Source organism: Selenomonas sp. F0473, assembly GCF_000315545.1.
Lineage (GTDB): Bacteria > Bacillota > Negativicutes > Selenomonadales > Selenomonadaceae > Centipeda.
Map to the genome: position 1 here is coordinate 1,557,924 of NZ_JH992902.1, position 24,782 is coordinate 1,582,705.

The 24,782-nt window shown below is 59.1% G+C and carries 27 protein-coding genes; 16 read left to right on the forward strand and 11 right to left on the reverse strand.

The window, feature by feature from the left end:
- Nucleotides 1-87: 87 nt before the first annotated feature.
- The 4 genes from HMPREF9161_RS07220 to HMPREF9161_RS07235 are packed head-to-tail and all read right to left on the reverse strand — an operon-like array spanning nucleotide 88 to nucleotide 2,828.
- Nucleotides 88-618, reverse strand: a complete 531-nt coding sequence (locus HMPREF9161_RS07220; RefSeq protein WP_009729016.1) for a 2-oxoacid:acceptor oxidoreductase family protein — start codon at nucleotides 616-618, stop codon at nucleotides 88-90.
- 1 nt (nucleotide 619) lies between these two features.
- On the reverse strand, nucleotides 620-1,474 hold the full coding sequence (locus HMPREF9161_RS07225; protein WP_009729017.1) for a thiamine pyrophosphate-dependent enzyme: 855 nt from the start codon (nucleotides 1,472-1,474) through the stop codon (nucleotides 620-622).
- Nucleotides 1,474-2,631: a 2-oxoacid:acceptor oxidoreductase subunit alpha gene (locus HMPREF9161_RS07230; RefSeq protein ID WP_009729018.1), complete on the reverse strand. Its 1,158-nt coding sequence runs from the start codon at nucleotides 2,629-2,631 to the stop codon at nucleotides 1,474-1,476. The genes HMPREF9161_RS07225 and HMPREF9161_RS07230 overlap by 1 nt, the downstream gene beginning before the upstream one ends.
- A complete protein-coding gene (locus HMPREF9161_RS07235; RefSeq protein WP_009729019.1) occupies nucleotides 2,628-2,828 on the reverse strand; it encodes a 4Fe-4S binding protein in 201 nt (66 codons plus the stop codon). Before HMPREF9161_RS07235 ends, HMPREF9161_RS07230 begins: the two co-directional genes overlap by 4 nt.
- A gap of 253 nt (nucleotides 2,829-3,081) precedes the next feature.
- Here HMPREF9161_RS07235 and HMPREF9161_RS07240 point away from each other — a divergent pair, with 253 nt between their 5' ends.
- A complete protein-coding gene (locus HMPREF9161_RS07240; RefSeq protein WP_009729020.1) occupies nucleotides 3,082-3,534 on the forward strand; it encodes a DUF3290 domain-containing protein in 453 nt (150 codons plus the stop codon).
- A gap of 1 nt (nucleotide 3,535) precedes the next feature.
- Nucleotides 3,536-4,168 (forward strand): DUF421 domain-containing protein, encoded by a 633-nt coding sequence (locus tag HMPREF9161_RS07245; RefSeq protein ID WP_009729021.1) that lies wholly within the window; start codon nucleotides 3,536-3,538, stop codon nucleotides 4,166-4,168.
- A gap of 47 nt (nucleotides 4,169-4,215) precedes the next feature.
- Here HMPREF9161_RS07245 and HMPREF9161_RS09805 read toward each other — a convergent pair whose 3' ends face one another.
- Genes HMPREF9161_RS09805 through HMPREF9161_RS07260 form a run of 5 tightly spaced genes read right to left on the reverse strand, consistent with a single transcriptional unit; the run spans nucleotide 4,216 to nucleotide 9,857 of the window.
- Nucleotides 4,216-4,431 (reverse strand): BrnA antitoxin family protein, encoded by a 216-nt coding sequence (locus HMPREF9161_RS09805; RefSeq protein ID WP_071599620.1) that lies wholly within the window; start codon nucleotides 4,429-4,431, stop codon nucleotides 4,216-4,218.
- A gap of 5 nt (nucleotides 4,432-4,436) precedes the next feature.
- The gene (locus HMPREF9161_RS09810; protein WP_071599621.1) at nucleotides 4,437-4,724 is read right to left on the reverse strand and encodes a BrnT family toxin; all 288 of its coding nucleotides are present in this window, start codon (nucleotides 4,722-4,724) and stop codon (nucleotides 4,437-4,439) included.
- A 42-nt stretch (nucleotides 4,725-4,766) separates the two neighbouring features.
- Nucleotides 4,767-7,793, reverse strand: a complete 3,027-nt coding sequence (locus tag HMPREF9161_RS07250; protein ID WP_009729022.1) for an efflux RND transporter permease subunit — start codon at nucleotides 7,791-7,793, stop codon at nucleotides 4,767-4,769.
- Nucleotides 7,790-8,845: an efflux RND transporter periplasmic adaptor subunit gene (locus tag HMPREF9161_RS07255; protein WP_009729023.1), complete on the reverse strand. Its 1,056-nt coding sequence runs from the start codon at nucleotides 8,843-8,845 to the stop codon at nucleotides 7,790-7,792. The genes HMPREF9161_RS07250 and HMPREF9161_RS07255 overlap by 4 nt, the downstream gene beginning before the upstream one ends.
- Nucleotides 8,846-8,861: 16 nt before the next feature.
- Complete coding sequence (locus HMPREF9161_RS07260; RefSeq protein ID WP_009729024.1) at nucleotides 8,862-9,857, reverse strand: Abi family protein; 996 nt, start codon at nucleotides 9,855-9,857, stop codon at nucleotides 8,862-8,864.
- A gap of 244 nt (nucleotides 9,858-10,101) precedes the next feature.
- Between HMPREF9161_RS07260 and HMPREF9161_RS07265 the strand changes: the two genes are divergently transcribed.
- On the forward strand, nucleotides 10,102-10,794 hold the full coding sequence (locus HMPREF9161_RS07265) for a class I SAM-dependent methyltransferase (protein WP_009729025.1): 693 nt from the start codon (nucleotides 10,102-10,104) through the stop codon (nucleotides 10,792-10,794).
- A gap of 29 nt (nucleotides 10,795-10,823) precedes the next feature.
- Nucleotides 10,824-11,294 carry a DUF3887 domain-containing protein gene (locus HMPREF9161_RS07270; RefSeq protein ID WP_009729026.1) on the forward strand — a complete coding sequence of 157 codons (471 nt, stop codon included), beginning with the start codon at nucleotides 10,824-10,826 and terminating at the stop codon, nucleotides 11,292-11,294.
- Between the two features lie 182 nt (nucleotides 11,295-11,476).
- Here HMPREF9161_RS07270 and HMPREF9161_RS07275 read toward each other — a convergent pair whose 3' ends face one another.
- Together HMPREF9161_RS07275 and HMPREF9161_RS07280 are read right to left on the reverse strand one after the other, a co-directional pair.
- Nucleotides 11,477-12,490: a hypothetical protein gene (locus HMPREF9161_RS07275; protein ID WP_009729027.1), complete on the reverse strand. Its 1,014-nt coding sequence runs from the start codon at nucleotides 12,488-12,490 to the stop codon at nucleotides 11,477-11,479.
- Nucleotides 12,491-12,505: 15 nt separating this feature from the next.
- Nucleotides 12,506-12,922, reverse strand: coding sequence for a hypothetical protein (locus HMPREF9161_RS07280; RefSeq protein WP_009729028.1), 417 nt, complete (start codon nucleotides 12,920-12,922; stop codon nucleotides 12,506-12,508).
- A 199-nt stretch (nucleotides 12,923-13,121) separates the two neighbouring features.
- Here HMPREF9161_RS07280 and HMPREF9161_RS07285 point away from each other — a divergent pair, with 199 nt between their 5' ends.
- The 12 genes from HMPREF9161_RS07285 (at nucleotide 13,122) to HMPREF9161_RS07340 (ending at nucleotide 24,777) form a co-directional block, all read left to right on the forward strand.
- The gene (locus HMPREF9161_RS07285) at nucleotides 13,122-14,648 is read left to right on the forward strand and encodes a hypothetical protein (RefSeq protein ID WP_009729029.1); all 1,527 of its coding nucleotides are present in this window, start codon (nucleotides 13,122-13,124) and stop codon (nucleotides 14,646-14,648) included.
- On the forward strand, nucleotides 14,642-15,640 hold the full coding sequence (locus tag HMPREF9161_RS07290) for a bifunctional heptose 7-phosphate kinase/heptose 1-phosphate adenyltransferase (RefSeq protein ID WP_009729030.1): 999 nt from the start codon (nucleotides 14,642-14,644) through the stop codon (nucleotides 15,638-15,640). The genes HMPREF9161_RS07285 and HMPREF9161_RS07290 overlap by 7 nt, the downstream gene beginning before the upstream one ends.
- Nucleotides 15,634-16,122 carry a D-glycero-beta-D-manno-heptose 1-phosphate adenylyltransferase gene (gene rfaE2 / locus HMPREF9161_RS07295; RefSeq protein ID WP_009729031.1) on the forward strand — a complete coding sequence of 163 codons (489 nt, stop codon included), beginning with the start codon at nucleotides 15,634-15,636 and terminating at the stop codon, nucleotides 16,120-16,122. The genes HMPREF9161_RS07290 and rfaE2 overlap by 7 nt, the downstream gene beginning before the upstream one ends.
- Complete coding sequence (locus HMPREF9161_RS07300; protein ID WP_009729032.1) at nucleotides 16,119-17,141, forward strand: glycosyltransferase family 9 protein; 1,023 nt, start codon at nucleotides 16,119-16,121, stop codon at nucleotides 17,139-17,141. Before rfaE2 ends, HMPREF9161_RS07300 begins: the two co-directional genes overlap by 4 nt.
- A gap of 54 nt (nucleotides 17,142-17,195) precedes the next feature.
- Nucleotides 17,196-18,377 carry a glycosyltransferase family 9 protein gene (locus HMPREF9161_RS07305; protein ID WP_009729033.1) on the forward strand — a complete coding sequence of 394 codons (1,182 nt, stop codon included), beginning with the start codon at nucleotides 17,196-17,198 and terminating at the stop codon, nucleotides 18,375-18,377.
- A 156-nt stretch (nucleotides 18,378-18,533) separates the two neighbouring features.
- Nucleotides 18,534-19,007, forward strand: a complete 474-nt coding sequence (locus tag HMPREF9161_RS07310; RefSeq protein WP_232213524.1) for a GNAT family N-acetyltransferase — start codon at nucleotides 18,534-18,536, stop codon at nucleotides 19,005-19,007.
- A gap of 95 nt (nucleotides 19,008-19,102) precedes the next feature.
- A complete protein-coding gene (gene rfaE1 / locus HMPREF9161_RS07315; RefSeq protein WP_009729035.1) occupies nucleotides 19,103-20,101 on the forward strand; it encodes a D-glycero-beta-D-manno-heptose-7-phosphate kinase in 999 nt (332 codons plus the stop codon).
- On the forward strand, nucleotides 20,098-21,069 hold the full coding sequence (gene rfaD / locus HMPREF9161_RS07320; RefSeq protein WP_009729036.1) for an ADP-glyceromanno-heptose 6-epimerase: 972 nt from the start codon (nucleotides 20,098-20,100) through the stop codon (nucleotides 21,067-21,069). The genes rfaE1 and rfaD overlap by 4 nt, the downstream gene beginning before the upstream one ends.
- Nucleotides 21,059-21,562, forward strand: a complete 504-nt coding sequence (locus HMPREF9161_RS07325; RefSeq protein ID WP_009729037.1) for a D-glycero-beta-D-manno-heptose 1,7-bisphosphate 7-phosphatase — start codon at nucleotides 21,059-21,061, stop codon at nucleotides 21,560-21,562. The genes rfaD and HMPREF9161_RS07325 overlap by 11 nt, the downstream gene beginning before the upstream one ends.
- A gap of 28 nt (nucleotides 21,563-21,590) precedes the next feature.
- Nucleotides 21,591-22,334, forward strand: coding sequence for a glycosyltransferase family 2 protein (locus tag HMPREF9161_RS07330; protein ID WP_009729038.1), 744 nt, complete (start codon nucleotides 21,591-21,593; stop codon nucleotides 22,332-22,334).
- A gap of 15 nt (nucleotides 22,335-22,349) precedes the next feature.
- Nucleotides 22,350-23,552, forward strand: a complete 1,203-nt coding sequence (locus HMPREF9161_RS07335; protein ID WP_009729039.1) for an O-antigen ligase — start codon at nucleotides 22,350-22,352, stop codon at nucleotides 23,550-23,552.
- A 64-nt stretch (nucleotides 23,553-23,616) separates the two neighbouring features.
- Nucleotides 23,617-24,777 (forward strand): glycosyltransferase, encoded by a 1,161-nt coding sequence (locus HMPREF9161_RS07340; protein WP_009729040.1) that lies wholly within the window; start codon nucleotides 23,617-23,619, stop codon nucleotides 24,775-24,777.
- Nucleotides 24,778-24,782: the final 5 nt, after the last annotated feature.

The following is a 24,782-nucleotide window of genomic DNA, read 5'->3' on the forward strand; positions in this document are numbered from 1 at the left end:
CGGCTTCATCACATAAAAAACTCCTGTGCAGGACTGCCCCGATCAGGCATCCCGCACAGGAGTTTTTGATATTATGGTTGTCGGTTCTTATGCGCCCGCCGCTTCGTACCCGAGGGCGAGCGCCCGCATATTCTGCTCCACGGTATGCGGCGGGACGCGGTTTTTCACGGCGGCTTCGACGGCGGAGAGGGGGACGAGATCCGCGACGCGCGTGATCGTGCCGAGGGCGACGATGTTCGCGAAGAGGGCTTTGCCAAGTTTTTCGATGGCGAGCGTGGTGATGGGGACGGAGACGATGTGCGCCGCGTGCGGCACCCGGGGGACGAGCTCGCTGTCCACAATCAGGATGCCGTCCGCGTCGTCGAGGTCGCCCGCGTATTTATTCGCCGCCGCCTGCGTCATGGCGAGCACGATGCCCGGATGCTCCACATGCGGGTGGTAGATGGCGGCATCGCTTACAATGACCTCGGAGCGGGACGCGCCGCCGCGCGCCTCAGGGCCGTAGGACTGCGACTGCGCGACGTTCATGCCGCACGCGGTCGCGGCCTCTGCAAAGATGATGGCGGCGGTGATGACGCCCTGTCCGCCCGAGCCGGAGAGACGAAGTTCTTTCTGCATGTCAAAGCCCTCCTGCGCGGCGCATGATCTCGGTATTTGCCGCCCCGTATTCCGCACCCTCATACGCGCAGAGGAGGCCGATGGGGAATTTGTCCGGCGTGCGTTTTTCGGGCGGAAGTTTATCCCACGCGCTCTTCATGACGGCGTGGTCGCGCATCCACGAGAGCATCGCGGCGGGCGCGCCCATCTTGTTCCGGCGTCCGTAGGCGGTGGGGCATTGGACGATCGCCTCGATGAGAGAGAACCCGTGACTCCCGAGACCGCCCGCAATCATCTGCGTGAGATGCTTGACGTGGAACGCCGTTGAGCGCGCGACATAGGTCGCCCCCGCAGCCTCAGCGATGCGGCAGGCGTCGAGAACGCGGTCGACCGTGCCGTAGGGCGCCGTCGTCGTGGACATGCCCGCGGGCGTCGTCGGCGAGGTCTGCCCGCCCGTCATGCCGTAGATGTTGTTGTTGAAAAGGACGACCGTCAGGTCGACGTTGCGCCGGCATCCATGCAGGAAATGATTGCCGCCAATGGCAGTACAATCGCCGTCTCCTGTAATGACAACGACGTTTAGTTCGGGGCGTGCGAGCTTGATGCCCGTGGCAAAGGGAATAGCGCGCCCGTGCGCCGTATGCACGGTGTCAAAGTCCATGTAGCCCGACCCGCGCGAGGAACAGCCGATGCCGGAGACGATGACCGTATTGTCCTGCGTGATGCCGTCCGCGCCCTCGATCGCCTCGGCGATGCATTTGAGCGCCGTGCCGTTGCCGCAGCCGGGACACCAGAGGTGCGGCAGACGGTTTTGCCGGAAAAGCTGTTCGTAGCCGCGGTCGATGTCCGCGTGCAGATTTGTATTCGTATCCGCCATTATGCCCGTCCCTCCTCACACATGCGCCGAATCTCGGCGAGAATCTCCTGCGGAGTGAAGTCCAGCATATTGTATTTGAGCGCGGCACGGACGGGCGTGCCGTGCGCCGCGCGCGTGACCTCATGCACGAGCTGACCGTAGTTCAGCTCCGCGACGAGGAGCGCCTTCACGCGATTTGCGAGCCGCCCGACGGCGGCATTTGCAAACGGCCAGATCGTTTGGAGACGCAGGAAACCGACGGAGAGCCCCTCCGCACGTGCCGCGCGGACGGCTTCGTAGGCGGTGCGCGCCGTGCCGCCGTAGCTGATGACGGCATAGTCCGCATCCTCCATGAAGTGTTCTTCCACGTGGATGATCTCCTCGCCCGCGCGGTCGATTTTCTCATGCAGACGGCGGAGCATGGACTCTGTGACGGCGGGACTGCCCGAGGGGAAGCCCGTCTCATCGTGCAGGAGCCCCGTCACATGGATGCGGTACCCGTCGCCGAACCGCGCGACGTCGGGGACGAGGTCTTCGCCGACCGCATACGGCTGATAGCCCTCAGCGCGCGTCAGTTTCGGCAGGCGGCGCGGGTAGATGTTGAGCTCCTCGGGGGCGGGCAGCGTGACGTTCTCGCGCAGGTGCCCGACGATCTCATCCGTCAGCAGGATGACGGGCGAGCGGAACCGCTCGGCGTAGTTCACCGTCATGACCGTCATGTCGAACGACTCGCGGACACTCCACGGCGAGAGTACGATGATGGGATGGTCGCCGTGCGTGCCCCAGCGCGTCTGCATCACGTCGCCCTGCGCTGGCGCGGTCGGCTGTCCCGTGGAGGGGCCGACGCGCTGGACGTTGACGACGAGGCAGGGAATCTCGGCGCATGCGGCGTAGCCGATGAGCTCCTGTTTCAGAGAGAACCCGGGGCCGCTCGTCGCGTCCATGACCTTCGCGCCTGCGAGCGAGGCACCGAGGATGGCGCCCATCGCGCCGATTTCGTCCTCCATCTGGAGGAAGGTGCCGCCGATCTTCGGCAGCAGCAGCGCCATCTGTTCGGCAATCTCGGTTGAGGGCGTGATGGGGTAGCCCGCGAAGAACGTCACACCCGCCGCAATCGCGCCCTCGGCGACCGCCTCGTTGCCCTGCATCAGCCGGGCAGAGGTTTTTGTTTTGCTCATACGACCGCCCTCCGCTCCACGAATATCGCAAAATCCGGACAGCGCATTTCGCACTGCCCGCACGCGATACAGTCGTCGGGACGGACGGGCGTGATCTTGCCGAGGAGGCTCACCTCGAGCACTTTTTTCGGGCAGAATGCCGCGCAGATGCCGCAGCCCTTGCACCGATTTTCTTTGATAAACAGCTCACCTTTCATGGCGCTCAACTCCCGCCGGGATGCGGAACACATCCCACAATACACAGAACACATCTTCATCCCGCCGGCTATGCTGCCGTTTCTTCTTTGGATGATAGTCCTATTATAACAGAAAATACAGAAGAAAAGAAATAAAATGCATGAATACATGTCGTATTTCGATCTGTGCGCACGGGGATTGACGCGCGGGCGCCGGCGTAGTAATCTATACGGGCATCCCGCCGAGGGGCGGGGCGGAGGAGGGATTGATACCGTGCAGTTTTATACGTATGCCTATATCGTGCAGCGCAGTCAGATCAATGACGCCGTGCAGTACACGCTTTCATTTCTCGCGCTGGCGGCACTGCTCTTTGTGATTTTCAAATACCTGCGCAGCCGGTTCGTCTCGCGTTACCGCGACCTCATCGTCATCCTGCTGCTCACCGTTCTGTTTCTCGGCGGCGTTCAGTACAGCGGCTATACGCAGACGCGGAGCGACCGGGAGCAGACCTCGCGCATGGCGCTGTTCCTGCACCGCATGGCGGATGATCTCGGCGTCACGGTCAATGAGGTGCGGACGAACTCGACCAACCTGAAACAGGGGATGCTCGTCAGCGTGCACGGAACGTATTATATGGTGACGTTCAACGCGGACTTTACGTCGTTTCGATATGACCGGACGCATCTGATGAGCCGCGACGTGCAGATCGTGGACAAGGAGGACTGACATGATCGTCTATTCGCTCGTACTCGTCAAGCTCGCGCTCGGACTGCTCTGTCTGATCCTTCAAATCAATCTGCTCGGTAAGGGCAATCTCGCGCCCAGCTCCGCGACGGATCAGGTGCAGAACTATGTGCTCGGCGGCATCATCGGCGGCGTCATCTACAACAACGACATCTCGGTGCTCGAGTTTGTCCTCGAGCTCATCGCGTGGACGCTGCTGGTGCTCGTCCTCAAATATGTGAAATCCACGAGCAGCGCGGTCAAAGGATTTGTCGACGGGCGGCCCGCGGTCCTCATCGAACGGGGCGTGCTCAAAGTGGAGGAGTGCATGCGGCACGGGATGCTCGCGCACGATATTCACCTCAAGCTGCGCATGGCGGGCGTCTACTTCGTCAAGGACGTCAAACGCGCCGTGCTTGAGCCGAACGGTCAGCTCACCGTCATTCAATACGGCGAACAAAACGCGCGCTATCCGCTGATCCTCGACGGGCAGATCGACGACGACGCGCTCGAACTCGTAGACAAAGACCGCGTGTGGCTTAAAGGGGCACTGCGCGAGGCGGGGTATGAGCTGAAGGATATTTATATTGGGGAGTATAAGGAGGGGGAACTAGTTTTCTATCTTTATGAATCGTGACACAGAAAAACGGGATACCATACTGGTTTGTATAGTATCCCGTTTTCTTATGCCCATGAGAGCTGCAGTTCCCGTTTTGTATGGACACAGTCGGATAGGTATAAGTTTATCAGCGTCTGATAGGGAACGCCTGACCGTTCTGACTGTTTTCTAAAGTATTCTATAACCTCATCATCCAACTTGATTGTAATTTGCTTCTTAACCCGGTTGGAATAAGGATTCCGCCTTGGATTCAGCTGACGAATATCGTATTCTTCTCTCATTTATATCACCATCTTTCCCAGTATATCTGTTTCTCATTTTTTGTTGCTTCTCGCGCTGAAATCAAACGAATCACATGATTGTTATCTCGGTAGCAATGACTTACAATACATATTCTTTTCGTTTGAACCATTCCGATGATGAGAAATCTGTCCTCATCGATTGAATGGTCGGGGTCATCAAAAAGAATAGCGTCGTCATCATCAAAGACAGTACATGCTTCCTCAAAGGAGAGATTATGCTTTCTCTTGTTGATTTCGTTTTTATTTTCATCCCATACAAAGCTTGTCTCCATGCGTATATTGTACTTACTTTTTAATTACTTGTCAATATACGTTTACTTCACACGATATGCCACGGCATACATCACGGGGAGCACCAGCAGCGTCAGCACGGTTGCGACGATGAGGCCGCCTGCGATGGCGACTGCCATGGGTCCCCAGAAGATGCTGCGCATGAGGGGGAGCATTCCGAGGATGGCGGCGGCGGCGGTAAGCATGATGGGGCGGAATCGCAGAACAGCGGAGTCGATGATGGCGTCCATGGGCTGCTCACCCGCGTCCTCATGCTTTTTGATCTGATCGATGAGGATGACGGAGTTGCGGATGATCATGCCAAAGAGCGCGAGGATGCCGAGATACGCGACGAATCCAACGGCGGAGTCCGTGAGCAGCATCGCGAGCACGACGCCGATGAGCCCGAGCGGTGCGGTGAGGATGGTCAGCGTCATCTTGCCCATGCTGCCGACCTGTATCATGAGGAGCGTCATGATGATGAAAATCATGGCGGGCACGGGCTTTACGAGGTAGCTCATGGAGTCCGCGGAGTCCGCCAGCGCGCCCGCCGTCTCGATCGTCGTTCCCGCGGGGAGAGCATCGCGCAGCTCCTTCGTCGCGGCGAAAATGCGGCGTGCGGCGTCGTTGCCCTCGCCCTGCGTGACCTCCGCCTGTACGAGGATGGACGGGCGCAGGTTGAGGCGCTTGATGAATCCATCTTCCGCCTCGTAGGAAATATGCGCAATCTGCGCGAGCGGGATGTACCCGCCGGACGTGGCGACGGGGAGCTCCCCGAGCCGCTCGATATTCGTCCGATCTGGCTCTGCAAGCCGCAGAGCGATGCCGATCGTGCGGTCGCCCGTGTAGAACTCCGCTGCCTGAGCGCCCGAGAGCTCGGTGTAGAGCATCTGCTTGACAGCCTTGGCAGTGATGCCGAGACGTTTCAGTTTTTCCTTGTCAAAATCGATGCGGACAGCTTTCGTTTTCTCCGTCCAGTCGAGGTGTACGTTCGCGGTCGCGGCATCGCTGCTCGCGATCGCAGCGACCTCCTCGGCAACGCGCCGTGCTTCGTCCGCGGTGGGGGCGGAGACGCGCAGCATGACGGGGAAGTTGGCAGGCGGCCCCGTCTGGATGTATTGCGTCGTGACGCGTGCGCCCGAGAGCTCGTCGCGGCGTGCGTCGCCGATGAGCGCCGCAAGCTGTTCGCGCTCCGCCGTGCCCTTCGCCGTGATGACGAACTGCGCCGTGTTGTCGGCGTCCGCCTTCGGATCGACGGTGAGGACGAACCGCGGCGTAGACCTGCCGACGTAGTACGCGTAGTTTTCGATTTTGTCCATATGCGCGTCGAGGATCGCCGCAAGCCGATCCGACTCTGTCTGCGTCGCCTGCATGGACGCGCCTGCGGGCAGGGTTAGCCGGACGAGCAGCTCGGGGCGCAGCGACGGCGGGAAAAAGGTCTGCTTGATGTGCGGAAAAGCGACGAGGGAGAGGATAAAGATGAGTACCGTCCCCGCGAGCACGATGCCGCGATGCGTGAGGAATGCGGTCAGCACACGGCGAAAGAGGCGGTAGAAGCGGCTCTCATACGGATCGTGCGAGGTCTCTTCTTTTTTCACACGGATGAGGTAGTACCCGAGCAGCGGCGCGACCATGACGGAGACGATCCAGCTGAGGACGAGCGCGATGCCGATGACGGGGAAGAGCGCGGCGCAGAACTCGCTTGCGAGCCCCTTTGCAAAGGCGACGGGGATGAATCCCGCGCAGGTGATGAGCGTGCCGGTGAGCATCGGTTTCGCGGTCTGGGTGAAGGCGTAGCACGCGGCGTCGAAGCGATCCATGCCGCGCTCAAGCTGCACGCTCATCATCTCGACGGCGATGATCGCGTCGTCTACGAGGAGACCGAGCGCGATGATGAGTGCGCCGAGGGAGACCTTGTGCAGGTCGATGCCGAGGATATACATCGCGACGAACGTGCCAGCGAGCACGAGCGGGATGCAGCACGCGACGACGAGCCCCGTGCGCAGTCCGAGCGAGAGGAAGCTGACGGCGAGCACGATGACGACGGCGAGCAGCAGCGTCTCGACGAAATCGTCAATGGAGCTCTGCACGACGGCGGGCTGGTTTGAGACCTCGCTGAGCTGTGCACCGAGCGGAAGGTTTGCACGGATCTCTGCGGTGAGCGCGGAGAGATTTTGCCCGAGTTCGAGGATATTTCCGCCGTCCGCCATGGAGACGGCGATGCCGACGGCAGGGGCGCCGTCGTAGAACATCTTCGGATCGGCAGGCTCGATGTCGCGCCGCTCGACCTTTGCGATATCGCCGAGACGAAAGACGCGCCCGTTCGCGGCGATGGGCAGCGCGCGGATGTCCTCGACGTTTTCAAAGACGCCCGAGGCGCGCAGATACACATTGTCCGTCTCCGTCTCGATGCGCCCCGCCGTCATCATCGCATCCTGTCCCGCCAGAGCGTCCGTGATGACCTGCGGGCTGATGCCGAGCTGCGCGAGGCGGTCGAGCGCGATCTCGACGTAGACGCGCTCGCGCTGGACGCCGATGAGGACGACCTTTTGTACGCTCGGCACGGCGAGGATGCGGCGGCGGGCGTCCTCCGCCATGGCGCGCAGCTCCTCATAGGAGTAGTCTGCGCCCGTGACGGCGTAGATCGAGCCGTACACGTCGTCGAATCGGTCGTTGTAGTAGGGACCGAGCACGCCGTCCGGCAGATCCCGTTTGACATCTTCGCCGAAGTTATGCACGTCGCGCCACGTCGGGCGAATCTGCGCCTTGTCCACCTCGGGGCGCAGGTCCAGATAGATGACGGTCTGCCCGGGGCGCGTCTCGCTCTTGATCTGCTTCATGCCCGGGACGTCTTGGAACCGGCGCTCGAGCTTGTCCGTGACCTGCTCCTGCATCTCCTCGGCGGTCGCGCCCGGCCATGCGGCGGAGACGACCATCTGGCGGATGGTGAACGCGGGATCCTCCATGCGCCCGAGCGAGCGGTAGGCAAAGACGCCGCCGACGGCGAAGACGATGATGAAATACCAAACGAGGGAACGATGGCGTAGCGAGAGCTCGGTGAGATTCCTCATTGCGTGCGCACCGCCTCTCCCTCGTGCAGCTGGTGGACGCCCGCCGTCACGACGACGGCGCCCGCGGGGAGCCCTGTGACGACGACGTCGTTATCATGAAATGCCGTGACCGTGACCGGTTGGAGATGTACCGCGCCGTCCTCGATGATGTAGACACCTGTGGTATCGCCCGTTTGGTACAGGGCGGAAAGGGGGAGTACCGCGCCTGCCGCCTCCGCAGAGGAAAGGCGCACATGCGCCGTCATGCCGAGCGGAAGTTCCGCGGGGGCGTCTCTCAGTGCGATGCGCGCGGCGTAGGTGCCCGTCGCGGCATCGGCGACGGGGGCGATCTCGCGCACGGTGCCCGTATAGGCAATATCGTCTGCCCAGAGCGTCACGGCGGCGGGCATACCGACCGAGACATCCGATAGTCGGCTCTCCGGAACGGCGATCTCGATCTCGCGCGCGCCCTCCTGCGTGAGCGTCATGACCGTCTGCCCCGCGGCGACGACTTGACCCTCCTCGACCGTGATATTCGATATGACACCGTCCGCACCTGCAACGAGGTGTGTGTAGCCGAGCGCGTTGCTCGCCTCTGTGCTCTGCGCCGCCGCCTGACGATAGGCAGCTTCGGCGGCGTCTGCCTGTGCGCGGTACTGATCGAGCGCTGCCGCCGAGATCGCCTGTGCGGCGTAGAGCTCCTCATAGCGCGCGAGATTCGTGCGCGCGAGCTGCATCTGTGCGCGCGCCGAGGCAACGCCCGCATCCGCGGCGTTCGCCTTTTGCTGTACGTCGCGCGCGTCGATGACCATGAGCACATCGCCCGCGCGGACACGCGTCCCGACGTTCACGTTGCGCGAGAGAATCTGTCCGCCGACCTGAAAGGCGAGCTTTGTCTCGTATCGTCCGCGCACCGTGCCGGCATAGCCCGTGTCGCCTGTAGAAGAGGCATCGCCGACCGTGACCGTGCGCACGAGGGGCGGCGGCGGTTCTTTTTCGGCGGTCGTGCCGCAGCCGAGGGCGGCAAGGGATGCGGCGAGGATGAGTGTCGTATAATAGAAGTGCTGTTGCATAATGATTTTCCTTTTCTTATCGGGGAAGCCGCATAGTTTGCAAGCATCGACGCAGCAGATCAGGGGGAAGCTTTGTGATTGCTGAGTATTGTGTAAAAAGTGATGTGTTATATCTATCAGAGGTCGAACTTAAATAGTTTATGAGGTCTATTAGAAAAAGATGTCTTAAAAACCGCGTGCCTAAGATTTGATGGATAAAGAGGATTGCTGCATATAGATCCCGATTACCGAGTTTTGGATATTGGCTGTCGAGTTTTGTAAGGGGAGGTGGAAGTAATGTGTTAAGAGTTGTTGTCTGCAAAGCATCAAAGCGATTGGCATGGAATGTGATGAATTTTAAATTATGCGCGATCATATTGCGACATTTCCGAATGAGGTTGAGCCCTGAGATGAGAAATGCTATTTTGGCCGATTTTCGGAGGGCGTTGGTTGGCAGAAGAGTGTTTGCAATTGTATTTTTCTGCGGGGGCCTTAATACACGGAACAGATTGATGCTGTTGCCAAAAGAGATATTCTTGAAGAGAATCCATGGAGGAATATGGTTATGGCTTGTTTTATAAAACCGTGTTGGCATCGGTGGATACTGCTGTGTGAATATCCTTTTAATATCGTCTAACAGGTGTTGACAGTCAATATTTCGTGAAGCATAGTTGTAATTAGAACGATCTAAATAAAAGCGCTCATCCACACCAAAATTTTCAGCAATACAATGTGACAATATTGACTTAAAGTAATTTTCAATCAACATAATACGAGGGAAAATAATATTTTGAAAGCCCTTATCAAAGAGGTGGAAACGATATAAAAATTCGATGGTAATTCCCGGCCTATAGCGGCCGTTGATCATCATAGAGTCTTGATATCCGTTGATTAAATCATAATAGGACATTGTTTTGAGTGCATGTTCTGCAAAACCTGTATCCTTGATTATGAGTCCGTATTTATCGGCTAAATGGTGTATTTGCTCTTGGTAAGTCTTAAAAGGTTTATCGTAGTTACATGGTTCAGACATATGAAAAGCCCTCCATTACTGCTATGAGCAATGAAGGGCTCTGACCAGCGCCGCACGCTGAAGTCCTTTCACTGCACTTAGTATAGCAAAAAAGTATAAAAACGTCAATTACTTTAGCAGGAGATATAGCATGGTTTCCTAAATATTACCACCGAACGGCAGCCCTGTCCATACGACGCATATTTGAACGTACGCGCAATTTATGGTAGAATAATTTGGCATAGATAGGAGAAAGGATGTCATAATGGACGAGGAACAGCGGCGCTATGAAAAGATCCGCGGGGCGTACCGCTCGGTCGGGCGGCTCGCGAATCTGTACGACGGGATGATGACGTACAGTACATGGTCGGGGAAGTTCGTCTCGCGGCTCGTCTGGGGTCTCGGCCGTGCGGGCGTCACGCGCTATGTGGGGCTCGCGCTGCGCGCGGCGCACGAGGGCTTCGCGGGGCGGCTGCTCGAGGTGCCCGTCGGCACGGGCTGTCTCTCCCTCCCCGTCTACGCGGAGCTCCCGGACGCCGATATCACCTGCGTCGACTATTCGCCCGCGATGCTCGCGGCGGCGCGCGCGCGGGCGGATGTGCTCGGGATCCGCAACGTCGCCTTCGTGGAGGGGGATGTCGGACAGCTGACGTTCGAGGACGATTTCTTCGACGCGGCGGTCTCGATCAACGGGTTTCACGCGTTCCCGGATAAGGAGCGCGCGTGGTCGGAGGTACATCGTGTCCTGCGTCCCGGCGGGCGGCTGACGGGATCGGTGTTCGTGCTGGGCGAGAATGCCCGGACCACGTTCGTCGTCACGCAGCTTTACGAGCGCATGGGCTTCTTCACCCCGCCGTACGATACGGCGAAGAGTTTAGAGGAACGCCTCCGAAAACTCTACGGCGAAGTATCCGTCGAATGCGTCGAATCCCTCGCATGTTTTTCCTGCGTGAAGTAGGAGTTGTTCAGTAAAAGGAGAAGATCACTATGAAAATTCGTCGGATCGTATGCGCACTTTGCATCGGACTCATGGTTGGCGGCACAGCTGCCGCGCCCACAGCGTTTGCGGAGGAGCAGGCCGCGGCACAGCAGGCGGCGCCCGCGGTGACTCAGATATCGCTGGAGGAGAGCGGCGTCTTTAATGCGCAGAAAGTGGAAGAACAGATGAAGGCGACGATCGACCTCTTTGAGCGCGGCGATATTGCAGCGCTGCAGGCGAGCGCGACGGATAATATGCGTCAGAGTCTGACGGCGGAGCAGGTGAACGAGGCAAAGACGCAGTTCGCACCAAAATGGGGGGCGCGCGTTTCGTTCGGCAAACCGTACATGACGGCACTGCGTCAAGGGGACGAGGTGTTTGCCGTCGGTGAGATCGCGGTCGGGTACAAGGCGACGGCCGTGGTCTATCGCCTCAGCTATGACCGCAATATGAAGCTGGCGGGCTTCTTCGTGCGGTGATTGACCGCGCATAGCCGCTTGACGGGAGCCGCGGCGCAAACGACGCGCGCGGCGGAGCATTATGGTCTAGGTGCCGCGCGCATGGCTGCGGCGATACAAATGAAAACATAATAAAACGGGACTGCCGCATGTTCGTCATGTGACAGTCCCGTTTTGTTGAACCTAAAAATCCATCGCGCGTATCACGCGGCGTCGTCATAGACGCTGTTGTCATAGTCGCCGTCGGTCGCAGACGCGGACTGCTGTGCCACCGTGGATTGGAACGGCGCCGCGCTGTCATAGGTGGTCTGGACGCCGTAGAGCGTCGTTTCTTCCTTTGTCTGGATGTAGAGTTCGGTCCCCGCCGGGAGGTCGACGTTCTTCCCGCGCACGAACGCCCCCGCGACGATGCCGACGGGGCCGAGGACGGCGATGCCCGCGAGCGACGCGCCCGCCGCCATCGCGAGATGTTCCATCTCTTTCTTTGCCTCTTCCCCGATGTAGGTCGTCACATAGGTGCCGTCGAGCGCCTTCGTGTTGTTAAAGTCGATCTCGACCTCCGCGTTGCGGCCGAAGTTGCGTGCCTGCCGTACCTTTGTGACCGTCCCTTCACCGCGCGACCCCTTGGCAAAGACAAGCGCGTCGTTGACGAACACATCGTCCGCAACCTGGTATTCGATCGTATCGCCCACCTTGAGGTTTTTCGCATTGACGGGCGTCACGAGCGAGATCTTGACGAGCGTGTCTGCCGGGACGGAGACGGGGACGACGGGAATGTCCTTCGTTCCGAACGATGCGGTGCTGAGCGCGGCGATGCGCTTTTTGAACGTACCTTCGCCCGTCTTTCCGAGGAGGGACGTCTCCATCTCGCCGACGCGCTCCTGCACGGCGCGCATGCTCGTCTCGTGGTTGATGTTCCATTCAATCGCGTTGAGATCCATGAGGATCGACGGGGTGGTGCTGTTCGTATAGATTTCCTCGTAGAGCGCGTCGATACGCGACATGAGGCTGCCCGTGCGGTGACTGCCGTCGTAGTCGCGCTCGAGCCGGTTGATGCGGTCGATGAGGGCGCCCGTCTGCTCTCTGCCGTAGGTATCCTGTTCGATGAGGGCGAGTTTCGACTGGACTGCGTTCGGCGTTTCCGCCGCGAATGCCGTGCCCGCCGATGTGAGCGCCAGCACAAAGGTCAGCGCGAGCGCGCAGATTTTCTGTCGCATGGATTGATCATCCTCCTACTTTGTCGACTGCTGTTTTGCCGTCAGAAATTCCTCGATGAAGTCAACGATGCTCCGCATGGGCGAAGACGGGGTGTACGGCTGCGGCACATCCATGCCGGGCAGGGTACGCAGCACTTCCTTCGTGTCATAGACCTCTACTTGCGCCGAGAAGAATTGATACGTGTTCTTCTCGCGGTTGAAGCGCGTGCGGTAGAGATAGCGCCGGTTCTCGGATATCTTCACCACAGCGATAACGGCGTCGCGCTCCGCATCGGAGACGCGTACGATCGTCGCCGCGTCCACGTAGTAGCCCGTGTCGTCGTCCGCGTCGACGAACTGCATGTCCTCCGCCGCCTCGCATACGCCGAGCCCCGCGAGGAGAACGAAGACGGCAAGCAGAAATCTGCGCACCGGTAACCGCCGCATCCGCATCGCCGCCTCCTTCCGGGAATCTCTGATCCTACGCTTTCATATCCGCTCCATTATAGAGGAAAACTTTTTGCACGTCAAATTTATGTTGGGATGAGAGTTCCTTAAGGGAAGGTATCGCGGCGCTTTTTGGTTGCGAAAATTCCGTTTATGATGTAGTATAACGATGTGTAATGACTTCAAAAGACAGGAGAACGCGCCGATGACTACAGCCTTGAGAACGCGCATCCTACTGGCCTTGTCCGCCGCCTGTGCCGTCTTTCCGATCGGGGCCGAAGCTGCCTACAGCGGGGATGGGAACACGGGCATTCAGCGACTGGATTTTATCGAGAACCGCCGCCGCGTCGAGCGTGCGAACCGCCTCACGGAGGAACAGCAAAAGCTGCTCGCCGATGCGCAGGAAATGCGGAAACATCTGCGCCATCCCCTGGATGAAACGCAGCCGTCGCCGATCGCCTTCGAAGGCGACGACCTCACGTATGACGAGCGTACGGGGGATTTTGTCGCCAAGGGGCATGTGGATATCGTGCAGTTGGCTGCGCGGCGGTTCCAAGGCGACTATGTGGAGGGAAACACCGTCCGCGGAGACGTTTCCATTCCGGATAAGGCGCATATGCTTCAGCTGACGGAGGGACAGACCCGCGTCACGCTCGACGGGTACCGGATCAACTATAACTACCAAAAACGCACGGGCACGATGGCCGAGGCCAAGGGGAAGGTCGGCGCCTACTATATGACGGGGAAACGATTCGAGTTCTACCCCGATAAGATCGTCGTTTATGACGGAACCCAGACGAAATGCGGCGCCGAAAAGCCCGACTACCATCTGAGCGCGGACGTGGCGGAGCTTTACCCCGGGGATCGCTTGGTGCTCACGAACGTAAAGTTTTGGCTGAAAAACAAAGTCATATTTACCAAGAAGCGGCACGAAGTGGGTATCTCCCATCCCATCCAACAGAACTTTCCGCGCGCCGGGTACGACAGCGACGACGGCGTGTGGCTTGAACAGACATTCGAGCAGTCGATTGCCCCGCGCGTGACCGCCGCCTTTCATTTCCATGTGACGACAAAGCACGGCTGGCGGAGCCACTACGATCTCGGCTGGCAAAATGCCGGAGCCAGCGCGCTCGTCACCTACGGCAGCTTCGAGGACGGGGACAACAATTGGATCAAGAAAGAGCCGTCCCTCATTCTCGGTTATGGACATAGGATCGGGAAAAGCCCCGTCAGCTACGGTCTGTATTCCGAATACGGACGCTGGTACGGCAGCGGTATCCACAGCAATCACTGGGTCTACGGAGTTTCCGTCACGCACGACACGATTCCCTTCCACGGGTTCGGGCTCGATCTCGCGGCGGGGTACTCCGTCACCCGCGAGAGTTACGACCGCTCGCGCGTGCAGGGCATGAATGCGAGCGCCTTTCTCACGAAGGAGTTCGACGATCGTTTTGCCGCCTATGTCGGCTACGTGTACACAAAGAACACGAAAGCAAATTCTCTCTTTCACTTTAATCAAGAGGATTATTCAAAGGTCATTCAGACGGGCATGAGCTACCGGATTGATAAAAATAACCGGATCGCTGTCGGCGCAAAGTACGCGTCCGGACCGCGGGAATGGACCGATGTGGACTACTATTGGTTTCACGACCTGCACTGCTCGCAGATCATCCTGCGCTACCGTTCGAAACAGAACTCGTGGAAGGTGAAGTGGGAGTTTACGCCATGGTAAACGAGACCGCCGCGCTCTCGGGGACGCCGGTTCTGATCGTCGGAGATATGGTGGCGGACGTCTATCTCGACGGCCGGATCTCGCGCATCTCGCGGGAAGCCCCCGTGCTCGTCCTCGAGCAGATGGAGGAGCGTGTCGTTGCCGGCGGCGCGGCAAATGTCGTCAATAATGCGGCGACCCTTGGCGGAACGGCATATGCCGTCGGCGTCGTCGGGGACGATGCGAGCGGAGACAGCCTGCTGCGCGTTCTCGGCGAACATCGCGTACAAACGGCGGGATTCGTCCGCGATGCGGACCGTCCTACCGTCACGAAGACACGCATCATCGCGGGCGGGCGGGCGACCGTCAGTCAGCAGATTGTGCGCGTGGACCGCGAGTGGCATACGCCGCTCTCGGCGGAGACGGAGGAGGCGCTTCTCTCGCATATCCGGACGCTCCTGCCGCAGGTACGCGGCGCCGTTCTCTCCGACTACGGTTCGGGTACGGTCACGGAGCGCGTCGCGCGTATGGTTATCGACGAGACGCGTACGGCGGGGATTCCGAGTATTGTGGATTCGCGGTACGACATCCTGCGCTACGAGGGCGTCGGCTACGTTAAGCAGAACGATGCCGAGCTTGCCGCGGCGCTTGGGCGGGAGTTGCGCACGGATGCGGACATTCATGCGGCGGGGCACGAGCTGTGCCGCCGCCTCAATGCGGAGGGCGTTCTTATCACACGCGGCGCGGACGGGATGACGCTGTTCCTCGCGGACGGGACGGCGACGGATATTCCCGTCAGCGACCGCAGCGAGATCTACGACGTCTCGGGCGCGGGGGATACCTGCGTCGCCGTGATGATTCTCGCCCTCGCGGCGGGCATTGCGCCGGCACATGCCGCACGGCTCAGCAACTATGCCTCCGGCATCGCCGTGCGGAAATACGGGACGGCGACCGTATCGCAGGAGGAACTGTGCGCGGCCGTTGCGGCGGCGGAAGGAGAATGCGGATGCTGATCCCGGGCGATCAAATCGAACGCTATGCCGCGGCGCTGCGCGCAGCAGGACGGCGCATCGTCTTCACGAACGGCTGCTTCGACATCCTTCATGCCGGGCATGTGCGCTATCTCGCGGCGGCGCGCGCGCTGGGCGACTGTCTTGTGCTTGGGCTCAACAGCGACGCGTCCGTGCGACGGCTCAAAGGGGAAACGCGTCCCGTCAATGATGAGAACGACCGCGCGGAGGTCGTCGGAGGCCTGAAATCCGTAGACGCGGTCGTCATTTTTGACGAGGACACGGCGGAAAATTTGATTGCGAAAGTGCGTCCGGCCGTCTATGCCAAGGGCGGCGACTATACGCGCGAGACCCTGCCGGAGGCGCGCGTCGTCGAGTCCTATGGCGGCGAGGTCGCGTTCATCCCTCTCGTCGCGGGGAAATCCACCACGAACATCATTCGAAAAGCGGGCAAAAGCGAGAGGAGGAACACCTCGATTCTATGAAGAATATCCTAGTCGTCAAGCTCAGCGCCATCGGAGACGTGATCCATGCGCTGCCCGTCTCGTATGCGGTGAAAGAGAGTTTTCCCGAGGCGCATCTGACGTGGGTCGTCGAACCGACGGCGTATGATATTCTGAAAGGGAATCCCTATATCGACGATATCATCGTCTTTGAGAAAAAGAAATTCCGGACATGGCGCGGCTTTCTCTCCGAGATCGGTCCTTTCCGGAAACGGCTGCGCGCGCGGCGTTACGATGCCTCTATGGATCTACAGGGGCTCTTTAAGTCCGCGGCCGTCGCTTGGGCGGCGGGGGCGCGGCTGCGCATCGGCACGGCGCATATGCGCGAGGGGGCGAGCCTTGTGAGCCGTCCCATTGCGGGAACGCATGCGCAGGGGCATATTGTCGACCGGTATCTTGACGTTGCCCGCGCGCTCGGCTGCCGCGTGGACCGCATCGTTTTCCCCGTGGCCGTTTCCGCGCGCGAGGCGGCGTCGGCGGATGCCTTGCTTGCGGAGGGCGGCGTGCGGGAGGGGGCTCGATTTGCCGCGCTTGCGGTCGGTGCGAACTGGCCGAATAAACGGTGGCCGCCGGCGCATTTTGCGGCGCTTTCGGATTTGCTTTACGGCAGGAAGATCATCCCCGTGCTTGTGGGGGGCGGCCGGCTCGACGAGGAGATTGCGTGCGACATCACGGCGCGGACCGAAGTGCCGCCCGTCAATCTCGTCGGCCGCACAAGCCTGAAGGAGCTTGCCTGTATATTTACGCGCGCGGCGTTTGTTGTCGGCGGCGATACCGGTCCCGTACATCTCGCCGCAGGGCTCGGCACACGTACGATCATGCTCATGGGACCGACCGACGCGAACCGTAACGGTCCCTATGGGCAGCGGGAGAACGCCGTCGAGGTGGATCGTTCGTGCCGGCATTGTTGGAAACGTTCCTGTCCCAAGGGATTGGACTGCCTTGCGGCGACCGCGCCGGAGACGGTGATGGAGCGCAGCGTACGGATCCTTGCAGGGTGATTTTGGGTGCCGAGATCATACGAAATACAGAGACGCGCTGGAGGGATCACAGGTTTGTATCGGAATATTCTCGTCATCAACCTCATGCACCTCGGCGATCTCATGCTTGTGACGCCCGTCCTGCGGACGCTCCGGCACAACTATCCCGCCGCGCGTATTACGCTGCTCGCGGACAAGCTGCTCGCCGATATCGTGCGGGAGAATCGGCATGTCGATGCCTGTCTCTTTATTGATAAAAAAGGGAAGGACAACAGCCTGCTCGGCATCCTCCGATACGCGGTGAAACTGCGGAAAGAGAATTACGATCTCGTCGTCAATCTCCACCGCAACGAGCGCGCCTCAGCGCTCGCGGCGCTCTCGGGCGGGAGGCGCATCGTCGGCTATGCAAAGCCCGGATTTTCTCTCGCCTTTGACAGCGTCAGTCCCGACCAAAATAAAATCATGCACGAGATCCGGTCCCACTATGCGGCGCTGCGGGATGCGGGGGTCATCGGCGAGATTGATGACGCCGGACTCGAGATGCGGATTCCCGCCGAGGCCGAGGCGGAGGCGGAACGCCTTTGGACAGCGCGTTTCGCCGCCGGAGATAAGGTTGTCGCGCTCAATATCGGCGCGAGCTGGATGACGAAACGGTGGGAGTCCGGTTACTTCGCCGCCGTCGCCGACACCTATCTCGCGCGCGGCTATCATATCGCCGTGATGGGCGGACCGACGGATGTCGAGATTGTTCGGGTCTGCGTAGAACGGATGCGGGAGCGCGGCAACCCCCGCCTCCATGTCTTTACGGGGAAGGTGAGCCTCGGCGTGCTTGCGGGGCTTCTGCGCAGGTGTGTCCTCTTCATTACCACGGACTCCGGCCCCATGCATGTCGGCGTCGCCATGAACGTTCCCGTTATCTGCATGTTCGGCGCCTCGCCCATCCCGGGATTCTATCCGTACGACGAGAAGAGCGTCTCCGTACGCGCCCCCGTCCCGTGTCATCCCTGCCGTATCCACGAATGCCCGCTCACGGGGGACGAGCATATGATGTGCATGAAGCGCATGCCGCCGGAACTTATTTTGGCGTACGCCGACCGACTCCTCGCCGAGACCGGCGAGCGTCCTGCGTACGAACTGCCGCGCCCGACGCATTTTGAGACGCGCGTCGTCGAGATGCAGCCGGACGGACGCTTTGCATTATCGCCGCCCGGCGCGGCGGGACGCGTCGTCGAATCTTCTCTGCCGGAGAGCAGATAGGTCGGAATCGCAGGGGAATACGGGAGAGGGGCATATTCGTCGTCGGCCGAAAGGCGCGATGAAATAATCGCATCATAATAAAGGCGCAGCTATATAACGGGCTGCGCTTTTATGTTATAATAGAGTAACGATTTGTAAATTTTCATGTAAGACGGGGTGACAGAAAAGCGAAGGGCGGTGAAGACGATCGACACGCTTTTTTTGCGCGAGGCGACCATGGAGGACGCCGCGCTGCTGTTTGAGTGGCGTAACGACGGAACGTCGCGGGAAATCCGCAGCAAGCGGATCGACGCTTCAACGCATTTGCTGTGGCTGGAGGAGACGCTGCGCGATCCGGGGGTCAAGTTCTTTATTCTCATGCGGGGCGCGACGCCCATCGGGCGGATCCGCATCAATAGGCGGGACGAGGGGCTCGTCATTTCGTGCAGCATCGCCGCCGACTACCGCAGACGCGGCTACGGCGCGCGCATGCTCGCGCTGCTCGAGGACCGGGTGCGCGCGCACCGGGAGCGCCGCGTCTTAGTCGCATACGTCCAAAAAGACAACGAAGCCTCGCGGCGCACATTCGCAAAACTCGGCTATCAATGTATGGAGGAATACGAGTCGTATCGCTATACGAAGCAGCTTTGACGCGGGCTTGCAGTCTGCGCAAAGATTCAGTACAATAGACAACAACAGCGGATGAGTACAGTCCGGTCGGTTTCAGTCAAGATAGGAGCGGTTTCATGGACATGACCAAAATTCGCGATGTCGTTGCGGAAAAGAGCGTGCGCAGCAACATCCTCGTCGTCGGCGACGTCATGCTGGATAAATACTACTCCGGCGAGGTCACGCGCATCTCGCCCGAGGCGCCCGTGCCGATCACGCATGTGACGGGCACGCGCGAGACGCTCGGCGGCGCGGCGAACGTTGCGCACAACATCGCGCTTCTCGGCGCGCATGTCAGCATCGCGGGATTTGTCGGCGACGACGCGCACTGCAAGACCCTGCTGGATAAATTCGCTGCGCGCGGCATTGATTACAGCGGCCTTGTCCGGACGGACCGCCCCACGACGACGAAGATCCGCGTCATCGGCGGTCATCAGCAGATGCTGCGGCTTGACTTTGAAGATGCCGCTCCCGTTGACGGGGATTATGCCGCGCGTTACCTCGCATATATCGATCAAAAGCTCAACGAGAGCATGGACTGCGTCATCATCTCCGACTACGGCAAGGGATCGTGTACCGAACATGCGACACAGCATATCATCCGCGCTGCGCACGATCACGGCGTGCCCGTCATCATCGATCCGAAAGGCACCCAATGGGTGAAATATAAAGACGCCGACTATATCACGCCGAATCTAAAGGAAATCAACGACGTGCTCCTCGAACCGATCGAGAACGAGGACTTCCCCGTTGAGAAAGCCGCGCGCTACGTTATGCGGAAATTCAACATCCGCAACCTCATCCTCACGCGTTCGGCACGAGGCCTTTCCATCATCCACGGCGAAGAAGTCGTCCATATCCCCACGCATGCGCAGGAAGTGTTCGACGTATCCGGCGCGGGCGATACGATCATTGCAGTTTTTGGGCTTGCTCTTGCGGGCGGGTTGAAGCCCGCCGACGGCGCATACCTTGCGAACCTTGCGGCCAGCGTCGTCGTCTCGAAGGTCGGCACCTATGCGGTCAGCCGGGAAGAACTTTTGCGGGTTCTCGATCGGCAGGAAGGAGCGGCGTCATGATCATCGTCACCGGCGGCGCCGGCTTTATCGGCAGCAATCTTGTTCGCGAACTCAACGAACGCGGACGCGCGGACATCCTGATTGTCGACGATCTCGAGGACGGAGAGAACTACAAGAACCTGCGCGGACTGCATTTTATCGACTATCAGCATAGAGACGACTTCCTCCGCCTCGTCGAGGACGGTGACTTCGACGGTTCGGATATCGACGCGATCTTCCATGAGGGCGCGTGCTCGGACACGATGGAGTATGACGTCAACTACATGATGAAGACGAATTATGCGTACGCCAAAGCGCTCCTGCATTTTGCGATGGGCACGCGGATCCCGTTCCTCTACGCCTCCTCCGCCTCAACCTACGGCGGGGGGAAGCGCGGATTTACCGAGGGGGACGCGTGCGAGGATGCGCTCAATCCCTACGCCTATTCCAAACTCGCGTTTGACCGCTACGTGCGGCAGGTGATCCCCGAGGCGCGCAGCCAGATCGTCGGGCTGAAATACTTCAACGTCTACGGCCCGCAGGAGCACCATAAAGGAAAGATGGCGTCGATTTTCTATCAGTTCTACAATCAGATCAAGGAGACGGGCGAGGCGCGCCTCTTTCGCGGGACGGACGGGATCCCCGACGGCGAGCAGCGGCGCGACTTCGTCTATGTGAAGGACGTCGTGCGCGTCAACCTGTGGTTCTGGGAAAACGGCGGCGAGAGCGGCGTCTATAACTGCGGCACCGGCACGGCGCACAGCTACAACGAAGCGGCGCGGGCGGTGATCGCGGCGCTCGGCACGGGGAAAATCGCCTACCGCGACTTTCCAGAGGTGCTGCGCGGCAAATATCAGAACTACACGCAGGCGGATACCGCGATGCTCCTTGCCGCGGGCTACGACGGCGGATTCACGCCGATGGAGACGGCGGTGAAGGAGTACTGCGCCTTCCTCGACGCGGGCGGATACTTCACCTATGCCGAATAAGGCGATTTTCTTTGACCGGGACGGCACGCTCAATGTCGATGTGGACTACCTCCACGACCCCGCGGACTTCGTGTGGACGGAGGGCGCGGTCGATGCCGTGCGGTGGGCGAACGAGCACGGCTATCTTGCGATCGTCGTTACCAATCAGAGCGGCGTCGCCCGCGGGTATTTCCCCGAGAGCGACGTCAGCCGGCTGCATGAGTGGATGAATACCGAACTGCAAAAACACGGCGCGCATATCGACGCGTTTTACTACTGTCCCCATCATCCGGAGGCGAAACTCGCCGCCTACCGCCGGGACTGCGACTGCCGCAAGCCCGCGCCGGGACTCCTCCTGCGCGCGTTGCGAGAGCACGACGTCGACCCCGCCGCATCCCTTATGATCGGCGACGCCCCGCGCGATATTGCCGGCGCCGCACAGGCGGGGATCCGCGGCGTGCTGTATGAGGGCGGGGATCTCTGCGTTTTTCTGCGGCATGCAATCCAAGTTTGACAATTTGCTCCAATAGGAGGAAAGACCGATGCAGCTAGCCGTCATTATTCTTACGCACAACGAAGAAGATAATATCGGGGCGTGTGTGAAGAGCGCGGCTTTTGCCGACGAGATCCTTGTGATTGACGACCGCAGTACGGATCGTACCCGCGAGATTGCCGAGGCGTCGGGCGCGCGTGTCGTTGTGCGTCCGCTCGCGGGAGATTTTGCGGGACAGCGCAATTTTGCGCGCGTACAAACCGACGCGGACTGGGTGCTTTATCTCGACGCCGATGAGCGTGTGACGGAGGAGACCGGGCGCGAGATGCGCGCCGTGATGGCGGCCGGTACGCGCGCCGTGTATGCCGTAGAGCGTGTGAACGTCGCCTTCGGTCAGCGCATGTATTACGGCGGACACCGTCCCGACTATCCGCGGCGTTTTTTCCCGCGCGACGCCGTGCGTTGGGAGGGACTCGTTCATGAGCGCGTCGTATCCGATCTGCCGGTCAAGCGCCTGCGCGGCAGCCTTCTTCACTATACGTACACGGATTGGGGGCGCTATTTTCAAAAATTCAATCAGTACACGACCCTTATGGCAGCGCGCCGGCATGCCGAGGGGAAGCGTATCTCGTTCGCTAAGATACTGCTGGATCCGCCCTTTTCCTTCTTCCGCTTCTATATCCTGCAGCGCGGATTTCTCGAAGGCCGCCTAGGGTTTATCCTCAGCGTGTTCCACGGCTTTTATACGATGGTGAAATATGTAAAGCTCTATTATTTACAATCAAGAGAATGAGAAAGGTGATGCACCGTGCAGCTGCTTGGGGATATGCGCGTAGAGCGCGTTCATGCCTGGGCCTTTTATCTGCTCTGCGGATTTGGACTATTCAGCAACGTTTCGATCGCCGCCGCCAACATCTTTCTCGGGACCCTCGTCGCAGTCGTGCTTCTGCGCCTTTGGTTAAAGCGCAACGATTGGCGTGAGGCGCTCCCTAACGGGCGCATGGGCAGAGCGCTCTTCATTTTGATGGGGGCGGTGATTCTATCGTCCCTTTTTTCGAGCGACATATCGAAGAGCCTGCGGACATTCGGCGACTATTATGGCTACCGCATGTTGGGACTTTATGCCGTGCTTCTTATGATTCGGGAGAAACGGCGGCTGGCGCTGATCGCCGTATGCGTTGCCGTATCGTTTGCAGTCAACGATTTGGCGGTGATCTATCAAGGGATATTCCAAGAGAATTTTAGAGCCTCCGGATTCTCCATCTATATGTCGGTGGGCGGGTTCCTCTCGATGCTGCTCCCGTCGCTTGTCCTGCTCCTCCTAAGCGGACAAATGGAGGAGAAGTATCGCGTCTCCGCGTGCATACTCCTCGTTCTTGGGTGTATGGCGCTCCTCTATAACGGGACGCGCGGGGCATGGCTCGCGGTGCCGCTGACGACATTTCTGTGCTGCGGATTCTTAGTCCGCAAAAAGAAGAAATTTTTGATCGGGACCCTTCTTACCGCAGTCGTTTTTACCGGGATCTTTGCAGCTGCGCCGACATTTTCATCGCGTTTGGCAAGTATCGGCGATACGAAAATGCAGAGCAATTCCGAGCGGCTGCTCCTCTGGACGAGCGCCTATCGTATGTTCGAGGATCATCCCATCCTCGGCGTCGGATTCGCGCAGTTCAAATCCGAATATCAAAGCGGCTATATCCTTCCCGAGGCAAAAGAACGTGAACTTACCCATGCGCACAGCAATGTGATGCATATGCTCGCAGAGTGCGGGGCCGTCGGACTTTTTGCATTGCTCTTCTTTTGGGGGACTTGGCTTTTTGAAAGTTTCCGCATGTGGAGAGCGACGCGGCATGTGGCCGCTCTTGTGACCGCAGCGGTACTGATGGGGCTTGTTCTGCAGGGATTGACGGAGTACAACATGGGCAACTCCGCCGTAATGAAGCTGCACTGGCTGCTGATCGGCCTGTCCCTGCAGTGGCTGCGGCTGGATGAAACCGATCGGGTACGATAGCATCGCGTAAAACGCATCGACTTTTCATGTGAGAATCAGCTGCCTAAAAAAGTGGAGGACCATCGTGAAAATTGCTATCTTTGAGAATATCATGACCCCCGGAGGGCATGAAGTCGACTTTGACCGTATTCTCGTCGAAGAGCTGACGGGGCTTGGGCATGAGGTGTCTTTTTATGTGCCGGAAGGATTCCGATTCGGGATGGATTATCATGTGCCGGTTACTTATCTTGCGGGAGCTTCCGTTCAATACACCAGTGCGCGTGGGATTAAGAAGGTTTTTCTTTCCATACGGCGTGAGCAGCGGCGCTTCGGTTGGTATCGGAAGCTTTATGCGGCGGCAGAGACGGGCGCGTTTGATGCGCTTATCGTTCCAACATCGACATATCGCTATTTGCGTGCACTTACACACAGCGTTTTGCGGCGATCTCCCGTACCGATTATTTTCATTCAGCATGGGGTGAATCCAAGGGAAGCACCGAAGTTCTTGGATGCAGCAGATCAATTGGCGCCGTATCCCAACATCCGCCCGACAGTGATTACCTTTGGCGAAACAATATTTGACCAGCGGCGGAGCAATATTCACACGGTGTTGCCGCCGGCGTTTATTCCGCGTGATATTAAGGTGGAGTCAAGCCCCTTACTGCGGAAAGATGAGCCGATAACCATCGGTTTTTTCGGACAGTTTCGTAGGGAGAAGCGGCTTGAAGATTTCCTACGGGTCTATCTTGCCGGGCATTATACGAGGCCGGTTCGACTGTTGGTGCAAGGCTCAACCATGCATGATGAGGATGCCAAAGAATTTGATCGTATTATTGCGGCATATGAGGGACGTGGAATCGAGTTCTTACATCGCGGTTTGATCGGTGCGGAATGGCAGCGTGCGATCGCGGATGTCGACGTTCTTTTAATGCCGTATTCTGCGCCTCGGTATCGTTACCATTGGGGGGCGATGTTATTTACTGCCATTGGATTTCAGAAACCGGTTTTAACGAGCGATGATATGAATCCGGAGGTATTCGCAGAGTTTGAGATAGGGAGAACGTTTCGGAGCGGGGATATGAAAGCGCTCGGAAAATGTTTGGAGCGTTTCATCAACGAATACGATGTAAATGCGCCGGGATATCATGCGGCACTTGCGCGTGCGGCCGAGCGGTATTCTCCTAAGACACTTGCTGTGCGGCTTACGGAACTGATGACCCATCATGAAAATAGAGGGGATCGCTAGAAGCT

Coding starts and splice junctions, on each gene's coding strand:
- HMPREF9161_RS07220 (WP_009729016.1), bottom strand. CDS start 618: ATGCAGAAAGAACTTCGTCTCTCCGGCTCGGGCGGACAGGGCGTCATC.
- HMPREF9161_RS07225 (WP_009729017.1), bottom strand. CDS start 1,474: ATGGCGGATACGAATACAAATCTGCACGCGGACATCGACCGCGGCTAC.
- HMPREF9161_RS07230 (WP_009729018.1), bottom strand. CDS start 2,631: ATGAGCAAAACAAAAACCTCTGCCCGGCTGATGCAGGGCAACGAGGCG.
- HMPREF9161_RS07235 (WP_009729019.1), bottom strand. CDS start 2,828: ATGAAAGGTGAGCTGTTTATCAAAGAAAATCGGTGCAAGGGCTGCGGC.
- HMPREF9161_RS07245 (WP_009729021.1), top strand. CDS start 3,536: ATGATCGTCTATTCGCTCGTACTCGTCAAGCTCGCGCTCGGACTGCTC.
- HMPREF9161_RS09805 (WP_071599620.1), bottom strand. CDS start 4,431: ATGAGAGAAGAATACGATATTCGTCAGCTGAATCCAAGGCGGAATCCT.
- HMPREF9161_RS09810 (WP_071599621.1), bottom strand. CDS start 4,724: ATGGAGACAAGCTTTGTATGGGATGAAAATAAAAACGAAATCAACAAG.
- HMPREF9161_RS07250 (WP_009729022.1), bottom strand. CDS start 7,793: ATGAGGAATCTCACCGAGCTCTCGCTACGCCATCGTTCCCTCGTTTGG.
- HMPREF9161_RS07255 (WP_009729023.1), bottom strand. CDS start 8,845: ATGCAACAGCACTTCTATTATACGACACTCATCCTCGCCGCATCCCTT.
- HMPREF9161_RS07260 (WP_009729024.1), bottom strand. CDS start 9,857: ATGTCTGAACCATGTAACTACGATAAACCTTTTAAGACTTACCAAGAG.
- HMPREF9161_RS07265 (WP_009729025.1), top strand. CDS start 10,102: ATGGACGAGGAACAGCGGCGCTATGAAAAGATCCGCGGGGCGTACCGC.
- HMPREF9161_RS07270 (WP_009729026.1), top strand. CDS start 10,824: ATGAAAATTCGTCGGATCGTATGCGCACTTTGCATCGGACTCATGGTT.
- HMPREF9161_RS07275 (WP_009729027.1), bottom strand. CDS start 12,490: ATGCGACAGAAAATCTGCGCGCTCGCGCTGACCTTTGTGCTGGCGCTC.
- HMPREF9161_RS07280 (WP_009729028.1), bottom strand. CDS start 12,922: ATGCGGATGCGGCGGTTACCGGTGCGCAGATTTCTGCTTGCCGTCTTC.
- HMPREF9161_RS07285 (WP_009729029.1), top strand. CDS start 13,122: ATGACTACAGCCTTGAGAACGCGCATCCTACTGGCCTTGTCCGCCGCC.
- HMPREF9161_RS07290 (WP_009729030.1), top strand. CDS start 14,642: ATGGTAAACGAGACCGCCGCGCTCTCGGGGACGCCGGTTCTGATCGTC.
- rfaE2 (WP_009729031.1), top strand. CDS start 15,634: ATGCTGATCCCGGGCGATCAAATCGAACGCTATGCCGCGGCGCTGCGC.
- HMPREF9161_RS07300 (WP_009729032.1), top strand. CDS start 16,119: ATGAAGAATATCCTAGTCGTCAAGCTCAGCGCCATCGGAGACGTGATC.
- rfaE1 (WP_009729035.1), top strand. CDS start 19,103: ATGGACATGACCAAAATTCGCGATGTCGTTGCGGAAAAGAGCGTGCGC.
- rfaD (WP_009729036.1), top strand. CDS start 20,098: ATGATCATCGTCACCGGCGGCGCCGGCTTTATCGGCAGCAATCTTGTT.
- HMPREF9161_RS07325 (WP_009729037.1), top strand. CDS start 21,059: ATGCCGAATAAGGCGATTTTCTTTGACCGGGACGGCACGCTCAATGTC.
- HMPREF9161_RS07330 (WP_009729038.1), top strand. CDS start 21,591: ATGCAGCTAGCCGTCATTATTCTTACGCACAACGAAGAAGATAATATC.